Origin of the sequence: Qipengyuania sp. HL-TH1 (assembly GCF_036365825.1) — a bacterium.
In the GTDB taxonomy this organism is placed as follows: Bacteria; Pseudomonadota; Alphaproteobacteria; order Sphingomonadales; family Sphingomonadaceae; genus Qipengyuania; species Qipengyuania profunda.
Map to the genome: position 1 here is coordinate 2741466 of NZ_CP142675.1, position 18725 is coordinate 2760190.

Annotated in this window: 16 protein-coding genes; 11 read left to right on the forward strand and 5 right to left on the reverse strand. The window is 60.2% G+C overall.

The window, feature by feature from the left end:
* Positions 1 to 75 precede the first annotated feature (75 nt).
* The gene (locus tag VWN43_RS13965) at positions 76 to 2460 is read left to right on the forward strand and encodes a glycoside hydrolase family 3 protein (RefSeq protein WP_320181326.1); all 2385 of its coding nucleotides are present in this window, start codon (positions 76 to 78) and stop codon (positions 2458 to 2460) included.
* 111 nt (positions 2461 to 2571) lie between these two features.
* Positions 2572 to 3870 carry a sugar MFS transporter gene (locus tag VWN43_RS13970; protein ID WP_320181325.1) on the forward strand — a complete coding sequence of 433 codons (1299 nt, stop codon included), beginning with the start codon at positions 2572 to 2574 and terminating at the stop codon, positions 3868 to 3870.
* Positions 3871 to 4014: 144 nt separating this feature from the next.
* On the opposite strand, the gene VWN43_RS13975 is transcribed toward VWN43_RS13970, so the two are convergent.
* On the reverse strand, positions 4015 to 4284 hold the full coding sequence (locus VWN43_RS13975; protein WP_253521168.1) for a metal-sensitive transcriptional regulator: 270 nt from the start codon (positions 4282 to 4284) through the stop codon (positions 4015 to 4017).
* 80 nt (positions 4285 to 4364) lie between these two features.
* Here VWN43_RS13975 and VWN43_RS13980 point away from each other — a divergent pair, with 80 nt between their 5' ends.
* The 4 genes from VWN43_RS13980 (at position 4365) to VWN43_RS13995 (ending at position 9503) form a co-directional block, all read left to right on the forward strand.
* Positions 4365 to 6056, forward strand: a complete 1692-nt coding sequence (locus VWN43_RS13980; protein WP_330767592.1) for a copper resistance system multicopper oxidase — start codon at positions 4365 to 4367, stop codon at positions 6054 to 6056.
* Positions 6053 to 7123, forward strand: coding sequence for a copper resistance protein B (locus VWN43_RS13985; protein ID WP_320181323.1), 1071 nt, complete (start codon positions 6053 to 6055; stop codon positions 7121 to 7123). The genes VWN43_RS13980 and VWN43_RS13985 overlap by 4 nt, the downstream gene beginning before the upstream one ends.
* A 375-nt stretch (positions 7124 to 7498) precedes the next feature.
* Positions 7499 to 8644: a tyrosine-type recombinase/integrase gene (locus tag VWN43_RS13990; protein ID WP_320181322.1), complete on the forward strand. Its 1146-nt coding sequence runs from the start codon at positions 7499 to 7501 to the stop codon at positions 8642 to 8644.
* A 151-nt stretch (positions 8645 to 8795) separates the two neighbouring features.
* Complete coding sequence (locus VWN43_RS13995) at positions 8796 to 9503, forward strand: hypothetical protein (protein ID WP_320181321.1); 708 nt, start codon at positions 8796 to 8798, stop codon at positions 9501 to 9503.
* A 34-nt stretch (positions 9504 to 9537) separates the two neighbouring features.
* Here the strand turns inward: VWN43_RS13995 and VWN43_RS14000 are convergent, their stop codons facing one another.
* Both VWN43_RS14000 and VWN43_RS14005 read right to left on the reverse strand, forming a co-directional pair.
* A complete protein-coding gene (locus VWN43_RS14000) occupies positions 9538 to 9738 on the reverse strand; it encodes a helix-turn-helix domain-containing protein (protein ID WP_320181320.1) in 201 nt (66 codons plus the stop codon).
* Positions 9735 to 9941: a helix-turn-helix transcriptional regulator gene (locus tag VWN43_RS14005; protein ID WP_009802104.1), complete on the reverse strand. Its 207-nt coding sequence runs from the start codon at positions 9939 to 9941 to the stop codon at positions 9735 to 9737. Before VWN43_RS14005 ends, VWN43_RS14000 begins: the two co-directional genes overlap by 4 nt.
* 387 nt (positions 9942 to 10328) lie before the next feature.
* Here VWN43_RS14005 and VWN43_RS14010 point away from each other — a divergent pair, with 387 nt between their 5' ends.
* The 5 genes from VWN43_RS14010 (at position 10329) to VWN43_RS14030 (ending at position 18090) form a co-directional block, all read left to right on the forward strand.
* The gene (locus tag VWN43_RS14010; RefSeq protein ID WP_320181319.1) at positions 10329 to 11117 is read left to right on the forward strand and encodes a type IV toxin-antitoxin system AbiEi family antitoxin domain-containing protein; all 789 of its coding nucleotides are present in this window, start codon (positions 10329 to 10331) and stop codon (positions 11115 to 11117) included.
* A 3-nt stretch (positions 11118 to 11120) separates the two neighbouring features.
* Positions 11121 to 12038, forward strand: coding sequence for a nucleotidyl transferase AbiEii/AbiGii toxin family protein (locus VWN43_RS14015; protein ID WP_320181318.1), 918 nt, complete (start codon positions 11121 to 11123; stop codon positions 12036 to 12038).
* A gap of 62 nt (positions 12039 to 12100) precedes the next feature.
* A complete protein-coding gene (locus VWN43_RS14020; protein WP_320181317.1) occupies positions 12101 to 14611 on the forward strand; it encodes a TerB N-terminal domain-containing protein in 2511 nt (836 codons plus the stop codon).
* Positions 14612 to 14614: 3 nt separating this feature from the next.
* Positions 14615 to 15919, forward strand: coding sequence for an ATP-binding protein (locus tag VWN43_RS14025; protein ID WP_320181316.1), 1305 nt, complete (start codon positions 14615 to 14617; stop codon positions 15917 to 15919).
* A complete protein-coding gene (locus VWN43_RS14030; RefSeq protein ID WP_320181315.1) occupies positions 15916 to 18090 on the forward strand; it encodes a DEAD/DEAH box helicase in 2175 nt (724 codons plus the stop codon). Before VWN43_RS14025 ends, VWN43_RS14030 begins: the two co-directional genes overlap by 4 nt.
* Before the next feature lie 28 nt (positions 18091 to 18118).
* Here VWN43_RS14030 and VWN43_RS14035 read toward each other — a convergent pair whose 3' ends face one another.
* Both VWN43_RS14035 and VWN43_RS14040 read right to left on the reverse strand, forming a co-directional pair.
* Positions 18119 to 18352, reverse strand: a complete 234-nt coding sequence (locus VWN43_RS14035) for a conjugal transfer protein TraD (RefSeq protein ID WP_098106811.1) — start codon at positions 18350 to 18352, stop codon at positions 18119 to 18121.
* A 22-nt stretch (positions 18353 to 18374) separates the two neighbouring features.
* Entirely contained in the window at positions 18375 to 18680 is a 306-nt protein-coding gene (locus VWN43_RS14040; RefSeq protein ID WP_320181314.1) for a conjugal transfer protein TraD, read from the reverse strand.
* Positions 18681 to 18725: the final 45 nt, after the last annotated feature.

Sequence of the window (18725 nt, forward strand, 5' to 3'; positions counted from 1 at the left end):
TACCGGATACGCGTGGCACCCCAGCCCGATTGATAACGTTCTCATTTGAACAAGGGAGCGGGAGGGATGGCTGGAATGAGAACGTTTTTACTAGCGACGGCTGCCGCAATCGGGCTGGCGGGATGCACCACGGTTCCCGCCCCTGCCGCGAGCGCACCGCCGGCGCAAACCGCGCCCGTCGCCGATGAAGATGCGCGCATTGCCGATCTCGTCGCGCGGATGAGCCTCGAGCGCAAGGTCGCGCAGCTGATCCAGCCGCAGATCGGGTCCTTCACTGCGGCAGACATGCGCCGCTATCGCTTCGGCAGCTATCTCAATGGCGGAAACCGCGGCCCCTATGGCGATGAATTCGCCCCGGCCTCGCAATGGCTGCGCCATGCCGATGAAATGTATCTCGCCTCGGTAGAGCCGCTCGCAGGCGGAGAACCCGTCATCCCGACCATGTGGGGCACCGATGCGGTGCACGGCCATACCAATGTCGTGGGGGCGACCATCTTTCCGCACAACATCGGCCTGGGCGCGGCGCGCGATCCCGATCTCGTCCGCCAGATCGGCGAAGCGACCGCCGTCGAGATCGAGGTGACCGGAATCGACTGGAATTTCTCGCCCACCGTCGCCGTCGCCCGCGACGACCGCTGGGGCCGGACCTATGAAAGCTATTCCGAAGATCCCGCCATCGTAGCCCCCCTTGGCGCAGCACTCGTCGAAGGTCTGCAGGGGCGGAAGGGCGAAGCCGACCGTCTCGGCGCCGGACACGTCATTGCCACCGCCAAGCATTTCTTTGGCGATGGCGGGACCGAGCAGGGGGTCGACCAGGGCGAGGTCACCGGGGACATCGAAGCGCTGAAGGCGATCCATGCCGCGCCATACCCCGCGACGATCGATGCGGGCGTCGAAGCGATCATGGCCAGCTTCAATTCGATCAACGGCGTCAAGATGCATGGCAACAAGATGCTGCTTACCGATGTCCTGCGCGGCGAGCTGGGCTTCGACGGGCTCGTGGTCGGCGACTGGAACGGCCACGGCCAGGTTGCCGGCTGCACCAATACCGATTGCCCCCAATCGCTGCTCGCCGGGCTCGACATCTACATGGTGCCCGACGACTGGAAGGGCCTGTACGAAACGCTGATCGCCCAGGTCCGGGATGGCACCATCCCGGTGCCGGTCCTCGACGAAGCCGTCAGCCGTATCCTCCGCGTCAAGATGCGCGCCGGCCTGCTGGACGAATTCGCCCAGCCGTCCGCGCGGCCCAATGCCGGCGAATACCATTTGCTGGGCTCGCCCGAGCACCGCGCGATCGCCCGCGAGGCGGTCGCCAAATCGCAGGTCCTGCTGAAGAACGACGGTGTGCTGCCGCTGGCCGAAGGCGCCGACATCCTCGTCGCCGGGAGCGCTGCCGACAGCATCGCGCAGGCCGCGGGCGGATGGACGCTCACCTGGCAGGGCGGGCTTGAACTCGCGAACGCAGAACATTTCCCCGGCGCGACCTCGATCTGGCAGGGGCTCAAGGACGCTGCCGCAGCGCGTGGCGGCAGTGCCACTCTGTCGGTCGATGGGACCTATGCCGCCAAACCCGACGCCGCGATCGTGGTCTTCGGCGAAGAACCCTATGCCGAATTCGCCGGCGACCGGAAGCACCTCGGCTTCTCCGACGAAGAGGGGCTCGGCCTGCTGCGCAAGTTCGCAGCCGAAGGCGTACCCACGGTCGCCGTGTTCCTGTCGGGCCGCCCGATGTGGATGAACCGCGAACTCAATTTGGCCGACGCCTTTGTCGCCAGCTGGCTTCCGGGCAGCGAGGGCGCGGGTGTTGCCGATGTCCTCACCGGCGCGGTGCCGGTCACGGGCAAACTCGGCTTCAGCTGGCCCGAACGCTGCGATTATGGCCCGCTCAACAGCCCCGAAGGCGCGCTTTTCCCGGTGGGCTACGGCCGTTCGCTGGCGGACACCGCGCCGCTGCGCAAGCTCGACGAGAATTGCGCTCCGCTCGAACAGGGGCCCGCGCTCGACTGGTATGTCAACGGCCGCCTCGCCGACGGCGTGCTGGCCAATACCGCGAGTGGCAAGCTCGACAATCTGCGCGGCGAAGCGGGCGGGATCACCGCCATGGGCCTCGACCGGAGCGCGCAGGAAGACGCGCGGAGCGTAACCTTCGCGCCGGGCGCCGCGCTCGAACTGTCGCAGGGCGGCGGCAACAGCGGCTACGGCTACCGCATCCTCTACGCCGTCACCGATCGGCCCGAGGCCCCCGTCACGCTCGCGGTCGGTTCGGGCGAACCGCTCGACATCACGCAGCAGCTGGCAGTCGCAGCGGGCAAGAGCTGGCGGGAGATGATCATCACCGGCGCTTGCACCACCGATCTCGGCCCGACGCTGACCTTCGCATCGCAGGGCGCTTTCGCGCTGAGCATCGGGACCATCGTGCGCGAGGAATTTGCAGACGGAACCGACTGTTCGTTCTGAGCAGGCCGGTCCAAACTCCCGGCGTGAGGCGGCACGCGCCTGAGACCGGGAGCCATAGAATACAAACCGGGCCCCACCAGGGTCGCACCGGGTCTTGGGAGGATAACTGACATGGCACTGGCACCCGACGCCGCAACGAGCGCAATTCCCGCTTCGATCGAGGACGACAGGCCGCCGGTCGACGCACCGGGCCTGCAGTATTTCGTATTCGGCCTGTTCTTCATCTTCGGCGGTATCACGTCGCTCAACGACGTGATCATCCCCAAGCTGAAGGAACTGTTCACGCTCAACTGGACCGAAGCGATGCTGGTCCAGTTCTGCTTCTTCGCCGCCTATGCGATTATCGGCATACCGGGCGCGAAACTGGTCAAGAAGATCGGCTACATGCGCGGCGCGGTCGCGGGCCTGCTTACCATGATGGCGGGCTGCCTGCTGTTCATCCCGGCCAGCCAGACAGCGACCTATGCGATCTTCCTGTTCGCGCTGTTCGTCCTCGCCAGCGGTGTGGTGATCGTCCAGGTCGTCGCGAACCCGCTGATCAGCCTGCTCGGCCCGCCCAGCACCACGCACAGCCGGCTGACCTTCGCGCAGGCGTTCAATTCGCTCGGCACCACCATTTTCCCGATCGTCGGGGCGGCGCTCATCCTTGGCAGCCTGGCCACGATCAGCGCCGACCAATTGTCCGGCGCCGACCTCCAGGCCTATCGCCAGGCGGAAAGCGAGGCGATCTGGCAGGGCTATCTCGGCCTGGCAGCGCTGATTGCGCTGGTCGCTCTCACGGTCTGGCTGTTCCGCAACCGCCTGCAGGGCGAAACGCACGAAGCCTCCGAAGGGCTCGCCGGGCTCGACCTGCTGAAGCGCGGCCGCTTCGGCTATGGCGCGCTGTGCATCTTCCTTTACGTCGGCGCCGAAGTGTCGATCGGCTCGGTAATCATCAATTACCTGTCCGGAGAACGCGTGCTGGGTCAGCCCGAAAGCGTGATCGGTTGGATGATCGGCCTGTATTGGGGCGGCGCGATGATCGGCCGGTTCATCGGATCGGTGTTCCTGCGCCTGTTCAGCCCGGGCAAGATCCTTGCCTTCAACGCCGCTGGCGCCATCGCACTGATCGTGATCTCGACCACCAGCAGCGGTTCCATCGCCGCTTACAGCTTGCTCGCCGTGGGTCTGATGAACTCGATCATGTTCCCGACGATCTTCTCGCTCGCCTGCGAAAAACTGGGCCCGCGCGCAGCAGACGGTTCGGGCATCATCAACGTGGCGATCTGCGGCGGCGCTATCGTTCCCCTCATCTACGGGGTCGTGGCCGATGCTACGGGCGGAGATCTGGCCGTGGCGATGATCATCCCGATCATCTGCTACGCAATCATCGCCGGGTTTGGCGTCTTTGCGAGGAAGCCCGCCAGCTAGGACTTGGCGGTCGGGAATGGCTTGAGGGCACGACATCGGCCTGGGCCTCCATCCCGGGCAGATGCAACAGGCGCTCCGAACTCGGTCGCAAGGTGACCGCCGTCAGCGGATTCGTCCGCGCCCACCCGAGACGCGGCGTGACGGTCAACGCCGCTTGGCGAACAAATCCACCAGTTCCTCGAACTTTTCGCGCTGGTCGGCCTCGTCGCCGCTGGCGATGGCTTCGGCTACGCAGCAGGCGGCATGATCCTTCAGGATCTGCGTTTCCACCTTGGCGAGCGCGGATTTTACCGCCTGCAGCTGATGGAGAATATCCATGCAGTAACGGTCATCCTCGATCATCTGCGCGAGGCCGCGCACCTGCCCCGCGATCCGGTTCAGCCGATTGATTTTTGCGGTCTTTGCGTCAGCCATGGCCCAAGTGTCCGATTGTCATACCCCATGGGGGTATATATAGCCGACATCGACGGATCAATCTTTTGCAAGGCTCCCCAATGCCCTCGCTTTCCCGACGACATCTAATCCGCAGCACCGCTGCCCTGGCTGCTGCCAGCGCGCTTCCGATGCCCGCCTGGGCCCGCGGCGCGTCTCTGACGCACGCGCGCAACGGCTTTGGCGAAGTGGCGGGCGAGGACATCGCGCTTGCCATCGGCAATCATCATTTCACGGCTGGCGGCCGCTCGGGACACGCCTTCGCCGTAAACGGCACCGTGCCGGGGCCACTGGTGCGCCTGCGCGAAGGCCAGACCGCGCGGCTGCATGTGACGAACAATCTGGACGAAGACAGCTCGATCCACTGGCACGGCCTGCTCGTGCCGTTCCAGTTCGACGGGGTGCCCGGCGTCAGCTTCCCCGGCATCAAGCCGGGCGAGACCTTCACCTACGAATACCCGATCCGCCAGAGCGGCACCTATTGGTGGCACTCGCACTCGGGCCTGCAGGAACAGGCGGGGCATTACGGCCCGATCATCATCGAGAGTGCGGAACCGGATCCGCGCTACGACCGCGATTACGTGGTGTTGCTGTCCGAGTTCACGCCGCTGCATCCGCACGAGATCATGCGCAAGCTGAAGGTCGGCGAGCATTACTTCCAGCGCCAGATGCAGACCGCGACCGAGGGCGACATGCCGGGCGAGATGCGGCGCATGTGGGGGCAGATGCGGATGAACCCGCGCGACATTTCCGATGTGACGGGCACCGCCTACACCTTCCTGATCAACGGGCACGGTCCGCAGGATGACCTGCAACTGGCGTTTCGCGCGGGCGAGCGCGTGCGCCTGCGGGTCATCAATGGATCGGCGATGACCTTCTTCAACGTTCGAATTCCCGGTGTGCCGATGACCGTCATCGCAGCCGACGGGCAGGACGTGGACGCAGTGCAGGTGGACGAATTCCAGATCGGCGTCGCCGAGACCTATGATGTGATCGTGTCCCCGTCGGACGGGAGCCACGCGATCGTAGCAGAGGCGATGGACCGCAGCGGGATGGGGATCGCCAGCCTGACAAGCCACAAGGGCCACCGCGCCACCCCGCCGCCGCTGCGGGAAATCCCGACGCTGACGATGGTCGATATGGGCATGATGGACCATTCCGGAATGAACGGAATGCAAGGCATGGACCACTCGATGCGGGACAAGTCGCTCGTGCCGGGCGATGTCGAGGTCGGGCCGGGCGTCGACATGATTGCGCCGATGCCGATGGACCGCATGGATTCCCCCGGTCTCGGCCTCGACGGGGTCGGCCACCGCGTGCTGCGCTACACCGATCTCAAGGCCAGGCGGATGAACCCGCATCGCAGCATAGACCGCGAGATGGAAATCCATCTTACCGGCAATATGGAACGCTACATGTGGTCGTTCGACGGCAAAAAATTTGCGGCCGTCACCGACGACCCGATCCGCTTCGGCTATGACGAGCGGGTCCGGGTGAAACTGGTCAACCAGACCATGATGGCGCACCCGATCCACCTGCACGGCCATTTCTTCGAACTGGTCAATGGCGCGGACCATATGCACCAGCCATTGAAGCACACGGTCATCGTCCAGCCCGGCGGCACCGCGACCTTCGACCTGACCGCGAACGAGCCGGGCGACTGGGCCTTCCACTGCCACCTGCTCTACCACATGCACGCAGGAATGATGCAAGTGGTGACAGTGCGGCCATTCCCCGAGGGAGGCACGTCATGATGCGCGTTGCAGTGCTTGCCGGGGCAATGGTGGCGGCTACTCCGCTTGCTGCGCAGGACCATTCGGCGCACGGCAAGAAGCCTGCCGCGCAGTCCGAGATGGATCACTGTGCGATGGGCCACCTGCCGCCCGAAAAATGCCCGCCCAAGATTGAGCAGGAACCCTCGCCGGAACCCGAGATCGATCATTGCGCGATGGGGCATCTTCCACCCGGGCAATGTCCGCCAAGCGAGCGCAACGACGACGACGCGCCCATGGCGGGCATGGACCATGGATCGCACGCAGCGATGACGGACAAGGCCGCACCCGGGGCCGCAGCCGAAGATGCGACCCCGCCCCGCGCACTGGAAGGACCGCGATACGCGGCCGATGCAGTCTGGGGCCGCGAAGCGATGGCCCCCGCACGCACGCAACTGGCTCGCGAAAACGGCGGCATGACCACCGGCACGATCCTGGTCGAACGGCTGGAAGCGCGGATCGCAACCGATGGCGGCGAAGACGGCTATGTGTGGGATGCACAAGCCTGGTATGGCGGCGACATCAATCGCTTCGTGCTCAAAACCGAAGGCGAAGGTGAATTCGGCGGCGCGTTGGAGGATGCCGAAATTCAAGCGCTCTACAGCCGCGCGATCGGCCCGTTCTTCGATCTGCAGGCGGGCGTGCGGCTCGACTTCGAGCCCGGCAGCCTCACGCATCTGGTGGTCGGTCTGCAGGGCCTCGCGCCCTACATGGTCCATCTCGACGGGGCGCTGTTCCTGTCGGACCGCGGCGATCTGACCGCGCGGGTCGAGGCCGAATACGATCAGAAGATCACCCAGCGTCTGATCCTGCAACCGCGCATCGAGGCGGGTTTTGCGGCGCAGGACATTCCGGAGCGCGAAATCGGCGCCGGGATTACCACGATCGAACCGGGGCTACGCCTGCGATACGAGATCCTGCGCGAATTCGCGCCCTATATCGGGATCGAATACGAAGCGAAGCTGGGCGAGACCGCCGACATTGCTCGGGCGAACAGACGAGACCCGGATGGCGTGAAGGCCGTCATCGGCCTGCGGGCATGGTTCTAGCTACCCATAATCCAACCATCACCGGTTCCGGGAAATCGCACTCTTCCCGCAAGGGGCACGGTTCGCGGCGAAATGCCGATCCTCAACGCCTTCGGAAGAGAGACTCCCATCCCAAGCCCACCACAATCCTGGGCGGAGGTCAGATCAGGATTGCGGTTGGGTCACGGTGAGGTTGTCCCAAGAGGAACCGGCCGCGAATGGTGCACCCGACATTGCTAAAACTTCTGTCGCAGGCAGTGTCGGGACGTCCCTAACCACTCTGTAAAATCAGGGATTTGTCTTCTACCGTGTTCACGGTTGATCGCCCCCGTTTGCCTGCATTTCGATCACCATGTGGGGTCGAAAGTTGGAACAATTTTATGGTGTGTATAACCTATGGCACTGACAGCATTGAAGGTGAAGAACGCCAAGCCCGGTCGTTACGTTGATGGCCGTGGCTTGTGTCTTTTTGTGAAGGAAAGCGGCTCCCGTAGTTGGGTCTTGCGGATGCAGCACAACGGCAGGCGGCGCGACTACGGATTGGGATCGGCGCTCGATGTGACGCTGACCGAAGCGCGTGACGCGGCGGCAGCTCTGCGCCGCCAGGTTCGCGCTGGGATCGATCCCGTTGCCGAGCGACGGAAGTCGCGCAAGGTGGTGCCCAGCTTCGAAACGGCAGCGCGCGAATGCTACGAGGCCTTGAAGGACGGCTGGAAGAACCAGAACTACCGCAACTGGATTTCCAGCATGGAAAACCATGTCTTCCCGCTGATCGGCAGGAAGCCCGTCGATCAGGTGGACAGCACCCACGTCGTCGAGGTGCTCACGCCCATCTGGCTCGACATCCCCGACACTGCTCGTAAAATCTTGCAGCGCATCGGTGCAGTGCTCGACTTTGCGCATATCAAGGGATGGCGGGAAGAAGAGGCCGCGTTGCGCTCAGTCCGCAAGGGCTTGCCGCGCCAGACCGACAAGGTCGAGCACTTCAAGGCCATGCCTTATGCTGGCATTCCGGCGTTCATGAAGGAGCTGGCGACCGCATCACCCACCACGGGCCGCGATGCCCTGCGTTTCACCATCTACAACGCCGTGCGGTCGAGCGAAACGCGCAAGGCCGTCTGGACTGAGATTGACCTCGACAAGGCGGTCTGGACAATCCCCGGCGAGCGCATGAAGGCAAAGGAAACGCATGTGGTGCCGCTCTCTAAGGCAGCGGTTTCCATTCTGCGTCGGCGCTGGAAACTGCGCACGAGCGACGATGGCCTCGTTTTCTCGAACAATGGCGACAAGCCCATCAGTGACATGACAATGACCAAGCTGTTGCGCGATGCCGGGATCAAGGGCGCGACCGTCCATGGCTTCCGCTCCGCCTTTACTGATTGGGCGGCGGAGAAGACCGACTTTCCGAAGGAAGTGGCAGACAAGGCATTGGCCCACAAGCTGAGCAACCAGGTCGAAGCCGCCTATCGCCGCACCGACTTCTTCGACAAGCGGCGCGACTTAATGGCTGTATGGGCGGAGTATTTGAATCCGGAATCATAACGGTCAAAGGTGCCACAAGTGCCAAGCTATGCACGGCCCCGACTTCGACTAGATTTGGCTATCAGGTTCGCTACGATCCCATTCTTAGGCTGCTTCGCGGGCTTTTCGGACACCGCAAGCCATTTCTGATATGGGACTATAGGGGGTTACAATGAAGTATTTTTGGACGGCAGGCCTAGTCCTAACGCTTGCGGCCTGTGGTCAAGCCCCGAACCCAGCGCCTGAAGATGTCGAAGTTGAAGCTGGCTCAGTTGGCGATGCTTTCGATCCTGCAACGGCTGAAATCTCGTTGGACGCTTCACCGCAAAGCGACACGCAAATCCGGTTCGTTGTGACAACCAATCTTCCAACTCCGGTAGAGGTTATGGCTGGGGTGGCTTTGGCGGGTCAGAAGCCTGACGACGTCTTCATAGGTCACAGCGAGCGAGTTACACTTGCGTCCCCTCGCACCGAATTTGTCCTCGATACCTCCAGCGCTCGCAACGCGTTGCCGAGCGGAGAATATGATGCAGAGGTGAGTTTCTACCCACGTTGGGGAGCGGAGAATGGAAATCCAGCCGCAAAGACCGCACCCGAACTCGAAGCTACGGACAGGATCACATTGGGCGGTTCGGGAGAGGATCGCGCAGACGCCGAGCGTAGGAATGAGCTGCAACGTTGGGTAATGGGCAATATCGGCATGAATGTGCCATGGAATCGAGAGAGCTTCGAGGCGCGGCTTGGGCCTGCGGAGAAGGGGCCTTCAACAATGTCGAGATTGCACGACGCCTATTATTTCCCGGATGCTGATATGACCTTCCTGGTCAATCGCCTTAAGAACGAAGTGACAGTGTGGCGCGTGGGCGATGTGACAGAGTGACAGGAGTCCGGTCGGCTTCTCTCTAAAGAGGGTTTCAATGCCACCGGTCTGAAACTCGCAGCTCGACGAACTTCTGCAAGCTGGCAGTGGTAACGCGCGTTGCCTTGCCGATCTTCACCGTTTCGAGTTCACCGCTGGAGATCAGTTCATAGAGCTTCGTGCGCCCAACGCCTATCATTCGGGCAGCGTCATTGATCCTGACGCAGATCGGCTCGACAGGTTGATGGCCGCTCATTCCGCCGGTTCCTCTTCACGATAGTGAGCGGGATCGGCAATCCAGCGATTGATGGCAGACTCGTGCCAGCCCGCGCCGTGGATGCTGATCTTGACCTGCGACGGGAACGTGCCCTCTGCGATCTTGCGATAAATAGTAGAGCGGGAAAGACCAGTGCGGTCGAGCACGGTCTTGAGGCGGATGATGCGTTCGGTATTCGACATAGGGCCTTCTCACTTTAACATTAGCAGCCCCTCTGCGGAACATAATGAGAACTTTTCTAAAAGGCGCAAGGGTCAGATCCAGTTGGGATTCGGGCAATTCTTCAACGATTTGCACGATTTGAACCGTCTATGGACGGTCCGAGACCTTTACGGACATACCGCTTCTTTGCCCATTGATTCTGAGAATTTTTTCGCTCGATGCGATCTTGCGGCTGGCACGCGCGAATTTGCGACGGCAGCGATGGATTTCCGCGCCATCTTTGCCGGATTTCGCGCAGTCGGCTTGGCTGCTGGGTTTGAATCTTTGCCAGAACGCTAAGTTCAGCTTAGTCTTTTGAGGTTATTTCAAACTAGACACAAGTTTACACAAGTGGCAAAACACTAAGCATGGCTACGCGTTTGGACAGCAAGCTAAACCAACTCCAGCAGGAGCTTCCGGAAGGACTTCTGGTCGATGCCGCTTGGCTGGAGGCCAATGGCTATTCGTCCGCGCTGCGCAGCCAGTATGTAAGTTCCGGCTGGCTGGATAGCCCAGCGCGACGGGTCTATCGCCGTTCACGCGGGCCTATGACCTGGCAGCAAGTCGTGATCTCGCTCCAGACCATGCTTGACCTTCCACTGACCGTTGGCGGTCGCACCGCGCTCGAACAGCAAGGCTATGCCCACTACCTTTCGGCAAACGTCCAGACGGTTCACCTTTACGGACCGACACGACCGCCAACCTGGCTGGGTGATTTGCCGCTCGAAGTGACATTCGCATGGCACAACAGCTTGCGCCTGTTTCCGACAGATGCCGACACGCCACCATTGCCAAGCCCCACCATGTATAGTGCCGCTGGCGCGCAATTGCCTGTTCGCTATTCGAGCAAGGAGCGCGCCGTTCTCGAATTGCTCGATGAACTGCCCAAGCATGAGAGCTTTCATCAGGTCGATGCCTTAATGGAAGGCTTGAGCGATCTCAGCCCTCGTCGCCTGCAAACTCTTCTCGAAGCCTGCTCCAGCGTAAAGGTGAAGCGGCTGTTCCTGTTCTTTGCCGACCGGCACGGCCATGCGTGGCGACCGAAACTCGACCTGGCCAAGATCGATTTGGGTTCCGGCAAACGGCTTCTGGTGAAGGGGGGTAGGCTCGATCCGCAATACGACATCACGGTACCTGCCGATCTTGGAGGGCAATAGGAAATGGCCTTCCAGGACGCCTATCGGCAGCAGGTTGCCCTCCTGATCCGTACCATCCCGTTCGTGGCGCAAGAGCAGTGCTTCGCGCTCAAGGGCGGCACGGCGATCAACCTCTTCGTGCGCGACTTGCCGCGCCTCTCGGTGGACATCGACCTGACCTACTTGCCGGTCGAGGATCGCGCTCCATCACTCGCAGCTATCGACGCGGCGATGCTGCGGATCAAGGAGCGGATCGAAGCCGGCATACCGGGCGCAGCGGTCGCGCCATCGCGCTCCGCAGGCGACAACATTGTCACCAAACTTATCGTCCGCTCCGAAGGCGTCCAGATCAAGATCGAGGTCACGCCTGTCTTGCGCGGCACCGTCTACGACCCCGTGGTGATGAGCGTCGTGCCTACAGTCGAAGACACATTCGGCTTCGCCGAGATGCACGTTGTTTCCTTCGCCGACCTCTATGCGGGGAAGATCGTGGCGGCGCTGGATCGCCAGCACCCGCGCGACCTGTTCGACGTGCGAGACTTGCTGGAGAACGAAGGGATAAGCGACGAACTGCGGCGCGCATTCCTCGTCTACCTTATCAGCCACAATCGCCCGATGGCCGAAGTGCTCGCTCCGACCCGCAAACCGCTGGCCGAGGAATTCGAACGTGGCTTTATCGGCATGACAAAAGAGAATGTCGAGCTTGTCGATCTTGAGGGTACGCGCGAGGCAATCGTCGCCACGATGGTTGGCGAGATGCCAGACGTGCACCGCAAGTTCCTAATCGGCTTCAAGCGGGGTGAACTGGACTGGGAGCTTCTCGAAATACCGGAAGCCAGCCACTTGCCCGCAGTCTTGTGGAAACAGCAGAATCTGGAGAAGATGCTGCCTGAGAAACGACACGAGTTGATCGAGGCTCTGGAGAAAGTGTTGCTCGGCTGACCGAATGTTCGCTTGGCGAAAATCAGCGTGACCTCTCATCCGCAAAATGGCAGGCAGTGCATATGTCGATTGTCTGGAAAATCATCCGTATTATCGGGCTTTACGTCGTCTCTTTCTTTGTTTGCGTAATAATCGCAGCAATCGCATTGGATAGTCTGCCCGATGCGCTTGAAGTTTTTTTCGCCCTTCTCGCGCCCATCGCGTTTGTCTGGTGGTATGAAAAGCGTCGAAGTGCGCGAGTGGCTGAGACGGCCGCCCCTGAAAAGCTACGATCTCTCCCATTGTCGCGCGAAGTAGGAGAGACTCCGAATTCCAGACCCGGTCAGCCAGATCAGTTTGATTCCGACTTCGGAAAAGTTGCGCAAATTGCAGCGGAAACAGTGCGCCGATCTACAGAACTACAGCGCCGGTCGGACCAAGAAGAGAAGCTTTCGCGTCAAGCAGAGAGTCCGAGGCAGGGTCCATCGGAAAGATCGCAAGGTCATTACCAAGGCTGGGTACCTAAGGGCCAGCCCATCACTATCGCAGGTCGCACAATCAATGGGATGATCTACGTCGGCAAACCCCCGCGCATTGACTCATCCTATTATGGCGAGAGCTGTCGAGCCTACATCGATCCATCGTTATCCGTCTCGCGGGTCGGGTCGGACAAGAATGGCGATAACATGTCATATTGGCCGGGGTATTCGAGCATTCCTGCCGTTTGCAGAGCCACCTACCTTGATTGGCTGGCGGGTGGGCGACAAGACGGGGCAATCAACCCCGGATACATGTTCCTGTTCTTCTATGGTTTGGAGCGGCGCTTTCTGATCGACCAGCCCTTGCAGGAAGAAAGAAGACAAATTCTGACAGAAGTCAGGCGACTAAAAAATCTATTCTCAGAAAGCCATTCCGCCCAAAGATATCTCGGCGAATTCCTCGATGTAGCTGGTGTAGCTGGCATGGGCGAATTCGATTTCGATGACCCTACGCTAAAACAAAGAATTTTGGAGAACAGGGGGTGGGATTTACCATTCTCCTTGAAATTCTCTATCGGTGGTCTGATTGCAAAGGGTCACGCACTCGATGCGGAATGGATTTACCTATGGCTTTCTTGTCATCCCGAGCGCCGGATTCGTACACCGGCGCAGCGCTGCGCAAACGAGTTTAAAGAGTTATTCAAGCTCAAATTTCATGCGCTCTACCCCGATGGTCTAAAAATCCAACAGCCCCAAAGCGCGCTGGCTGACAGATACAAAGCGGCATCCGGTGAATTTGAAGGGCCATTGACGCCAACACTCAATGGAGAGCCCGTTCCGGATATTTCTGACCTCATAAAGCCGGTCTTAGTTGCTCAGAAGATCGCAGATGAGGCAATGGATGAACTCGATAAATTCAGCCGATATCTTGGACGAAATCCAGATGGGCGGGGAACCATCGAAGCGCAGGCACTACTACCTGCCGAGCTTTGGAATCTTTTCCCTTCGGGCGAGTTGGAAGAACTCAAAGCGTGGGCGCAAGCGCAAATTGCAGCTGGCGGATTGGTTCTAGCGGTTGATGTGATCTCACGACTGGAAGGAGCAGCCCCTGAAAAACTAGGCAAGCGGAACTTGACTGGCGCAGCAGATGCACTCGCCCGGATTGGCTTCGGTATGGCTCCCGACCCGAGATTTTCACTGCGTGGGCCGAAGTTCGACGAACCCGTCGTGATCTTCGAACTGGGCGAGCCGGTCGAACAGCTTGAAGATGTATCCCAGGCCTATCGGACCGAATTGTTGGAACTCGCGCTGGCGACCTTCGTCGCACATGCCGACAGCAAAATTGTGGAAGCCGAACGCAGGGCACTTCGTGAAAAGATCGAAGCGGTTAGCGGCCTGACTGAGCTTGAGAGAAAGCGTCTCTACGCCAACCTCGAATGGTATCTCGATGTTCCGCCAGACATGTCATGGCTGCGGAGCAAGTTGAAAGACGCAGACGCTGAACATCATCTGGCCCTGCGTGCTGCGGTTGTCGCGATAGCCCACGCTGACAGCGTGATTCAGTCTGAAGAAGTGGCTTGCATCGAGAAGATCTACAAGGCTCTGGGGATCGATGCTGGCTTCGTTTACGCCGACCTTCATGCTGGCGACGTGCCAGACGGCCCGGTTCGCGTCAAAGCCGCCGAAGCTGAAGCACTAGGCGAACAAATACCGGACGAGCCGAAACCCAAAGCCGCTTCGCTCGATGCAGCGCGTATTGCCGCTATTCGAAATGACACCGAGCGCGTTTCAAGCGTACTGGGCGAGATTTTTTCGACCGACGAAGACGGGAGCGACGAGGCCACCGCAGCACATGCTCTTCCATCATCAATGGCTGGCCTCGATCCCAAGCACGCGATGCTTGTGGAGCAGATAATCCAGCGCGAACACTGGACTGACGAAGAGTTTGACGAGATCGCAGGTAAGCAAGGGCTCATGCCCTCTGGCGCGCTTGAGGTAGTCAATGAGTGGGCTTTCGATAAATTCGATCAAGCATTGCTCGATGAATATGACGGATATGACGTATCGCCGGACATCGCCGATACGTTGAGAGCCGAGATGGCGAAGGGGGATTAATTCATGTCGAGACTGAAGCCGCGCGAACGCGACGCTATTGTTCAGGCGCTACGCGCGGGGGTTGTTCCCAAATTGGGACTTCGGCACATTCAGGTCGGACGAGCGCGTGAGATCGAAGAACTCGTCAAGGACATGGACCGGATCGCCGATGGCGGTTCAGCCATTCGTTTCATCATCGGCGAGTATGGCTCCGGCAAGACCTTCTTCATGAACCTGATCCGGCTTGTGGCGCTCGAAAAGGGACTGGTCGTCATGTTTGCCGACCTTGCCCCGGATCGGCGCATCCACGCGACCGGCGGGCAAGCACGGGGCCTCTACGCAGAGATGGCGCGAAACCTTGCCACCCGTACCAAGCCGGATGGCGGTGCATTGCCAAGTGTTGTCGAGCGGTTTGTCAGCCAGGCCCAGCACGATGCCGAGGCTCAAGAGCGATCGACAGATGACATCATTCGCCAGCGCCTTGCCCATTTCGAAGAACTGACTGGAGGCTTCGACTTCGCGCAGGTGATCCGCCGGTATTGGGAGGGGCACGAAACCGGCGATGAAGAGCTGAAATCGGCAGCGATCAGATGGCTGCGCGGCGAATTTGCAACCAAAACCGATGCTCGCAAGGCTCTGGGTGTTCGCACAATCGTCAATGACGCCAGCGTCTACGATCACCTCAAACTGATGTCGGCATTTGTCTGTGAAGCGGGCTACAAGGGCCTGCTCGTCGGCCTTGACGAGATGGTCAACCTCTACAAGCTGACTTCATCGCAAGCCCGCAATGCCAACTATGAGCAAATCCTGCGTATCCTGAACGACGTTCTGCAAGGGAGCGCTGAGAACCTTGGGTTCCTCTTGGGAGGAACGCCGGAATTCCTCATGAATACGCGGCGCGGCCTCTACAGCTATGAGGCCCTGCAATCTCGCCTCGCAGAGAACACCTTTGCGCGTGACGGACTGGTCGATCTTTCCGGGCCAGTCATTCGATTGGCCAGCCTTACACCTGAAGACCTGTTCGTGCTCCTAGCCAACATTCGCGCCGTCATGCAGGGCGATGAAGCAATCCTACCAGACGACGCCTTGGAAGCGTTCATGATACACTGCTCGGAAAGGATCGGGGAGGCCTATTTCAGAACCCCCCGGAACACAGTCACGGCTTTTGTAAATCTTCTGGCGGTGCTCGAACAAAACCCAGGCGTCGAATGGTCGGACCTCATCGAAGAGCTCGACGTGGCGGAAGATTCTGGTGACGACATGAGCGACGTGGATGAGAGCGTTGGCGCTGTCCCTGAGAGCGACGAGCTAGCCAGCTTCCGACTGTGAGCACGGCGTTCGACAAGCTGGCTCGACCAATCCAGAAATGGGTTCGTCAGCAAGGCTGGAAGGAATTGCGCGACATTCAAGCGCGCGCCACGCACGTGCTTATGGACGGCAATCGTGACCTGATTGTCGCTGCCAGCACTGCCGGAGGTAAGACTGAAGCCGCATTTCTCCCACTACTGTCCCAGGTGCTCGATGAACCCAGTGAGGACTCCGGATTTGATGTTCTGTATGTCGCGCCGCTGAAAGCGCTCATCACCGATCAGGCGCGGCGACTTGAAGACATTTGTCGCGACACAGACTTGCCTATCACGCCGTGGCATGGCGACGTTTCGTCATCGGTGAAGGCTAAGGCTACCAAGCGACCGAGGGGCGTGCTGCTAATCACCCCGGAGTCTCTTGAAGCGCTATTCATTCGACGCGGATTGGAGATTCCGAGACTGTTTGGCGCAACGCGCGCAGTCATTCTCGATGAATTGCATTCGGTCCTCGACAGTGAGCGCGGAATCCAGATGCGTTCGCTTCTCACGCGCCTCGAAATTGCTCTAAAGAGACCTATTCGCCGGGTTGGTTTGTCGGCCACACTCGGAGATATGGAGCTTGCGAAGGCTTATCTTCGTCCTGACAGCCCAAGTGAAGTCGAACAGGTCATTGCCGAGGGCGGATCAGCCGAATTGCAGCTTCAGCTCCGTGGCTACGTTGCTGGCGACAAGGACGATGAAGGCCCTTCAGCGACGGATGCCATTGCGCAGCACCTATTCGAACACCTGAGAGGCAGCGACAATCTTGTCTTTGGCGGTGCGCGTCAGGCAGTTGAAATCTACTCAGATCGGTTGCGCGCACTTTGCGAAAAGGAACACCTGCCGCAGGAGTTTTACCCTCACCACGCCAGCCTGTCGCGCGAGCATCGAGACTTCGTCGAACGTCGCCTGAAAGATGGTACTGCGCCGACGACTGCCATCTGCACTTCCACGCTGGAATTGGGAATCGATATTGGCGATGTAACCTGCGTCGGCCAGATTGGCGCACCGTTCAGCGTCGCATCACTCAGGCAAAGGCTTGGCCGATCAGGGCGGCGACCTGGCAAGCCAGCTATCCTTCGACAATACGCAGTTGAGGCGAAGCTCACGCCGACGAGCAATTTCTCGGACCGTCTTCGCCTAGGCATGGTGCGGGCCATTTCGATGATCGAATTGCTTTTGGAAGGCTGGTGCGAACCGCCGCAACGCGAGGCCCTTCACCTTTCGACACTCGTTCACCAAATCCTCTCGGTAATCTCCGAGCGAGGCGGAATACGTGCGCAGCAACTCTACGGGATTCTCTGCCAGATCGGGCCATTCCGCCAGGTCGATACCCAGCTGTTCCTGGATGTCTTGCGAGCACTCGGGCAACCCGAGGTCGCGCTCATTGAGCAAGCCAGCGATGGCCTTCTATTGCTCGGTGCCAATGGCGAGAAGCTGGTCGAGCACTATAGCTTCTACGCCGTATTTCAGACGCCCGAGGAATACCGGCTGATTTCCGGCGGTAAGGAGCTTGGGACACTTCCCATCGACAACATGATCGCGCCGGGAATGCTTCTCATTTTTTCCGGCAGGCGCTGGCTGGTGCAGGAAGTTCTCGACCGGGATCGTGTCATCATGGTTGCACCGGCGAAAGCCGGAGTGCCGCCCATCTTTGGGGGCGACCCTGGCAACATCCATGACCGGGTGATCGAGCGAATGTTCGATGTTATAGAAGGCCAAAAGCGCCCGATCTATCTTGATCCGACTGCGCTAGAGCTACTCGACGAGGCACGCAGCAACTACGGCCAACTGCAATTTGCCCCCGGAAGGATTGCGCAGCTCAGCGACAATGCCGCTGTCATAGCGACCAAAACAGGTTCCGTTCGGACAACGACCTTGGCACTCGCCCTTCGCGCGAGCGGCTTCACCGTGCAGACTCACGACGGCTTTCTGGAAGTGTTCGGGAAGGACGAAAGTCCGGAGTTGATCGACGCACTTTCTGCTCTCGCAGATGGCAAAGAGATGGACCTATTTGCTCATTCACCAAACCTTTTGTTCGAGAAGTTCCATCCGCATTTGACAGAGGAGTTGCTGCAAAAGGACGCTTTGTCTGCGCACCTTGATGCGAGTGGATTGGCTGAGTTGACCCGCTCGATTCTAGGACGGGATTAGCGTGCCAATTGCCGTTCGGGCCGCGCTGCTATCCATCATTCGATTGCTCCGCTTCAAACGCCCGTTTCCCCTTGCGCCGGAACAGCACCAGCGCCTGCGCTCCGTCAGGCCCGCGCAGCTTGGCCGCGACGGTGAGGAACGCGCCGTAGAGAGCGGCGCGATCATCGTCGGTCAGCTCGACCAGATCGGCCTTTGCGACCAGGCCGCCTAGCTCGATCAGTTGCCGGGTCCGCTCGCGCCGTTTCACTTGCCATTCGCGCATGTCAGTTCGCGCCTTTGCTGCCTCAAGCCGATGCCGCGCCGCTATCGAGCGGGAGAGTGCCTTCCGGCTGTTTGCTAGCTGCGCTCGAAGTGTCCCGTGACTTTCCCTGAAAGAATGCGGCGCCGCGCTTGCGCCAGCCCTCCCCGATTGCCTTGTCGGTATTCGCCGCAGCATCGAGCAGCGCGCCTGCGAGGACATCGGCATCGAGCGTGTCGGCACCGGTTGCTGTGACCAGCGCGCCGAGGTCGCGCACGCGGCGTTCTTTGAGCTGTTTGGCCTTGTCGGCAAGTGCCTTCAGCTCCGAATCAAAATCGCGGGGTTTGCGCATGTGTTGTCTCCATCGTTGGTGTGATGGAGCCATGATAATCGTGCT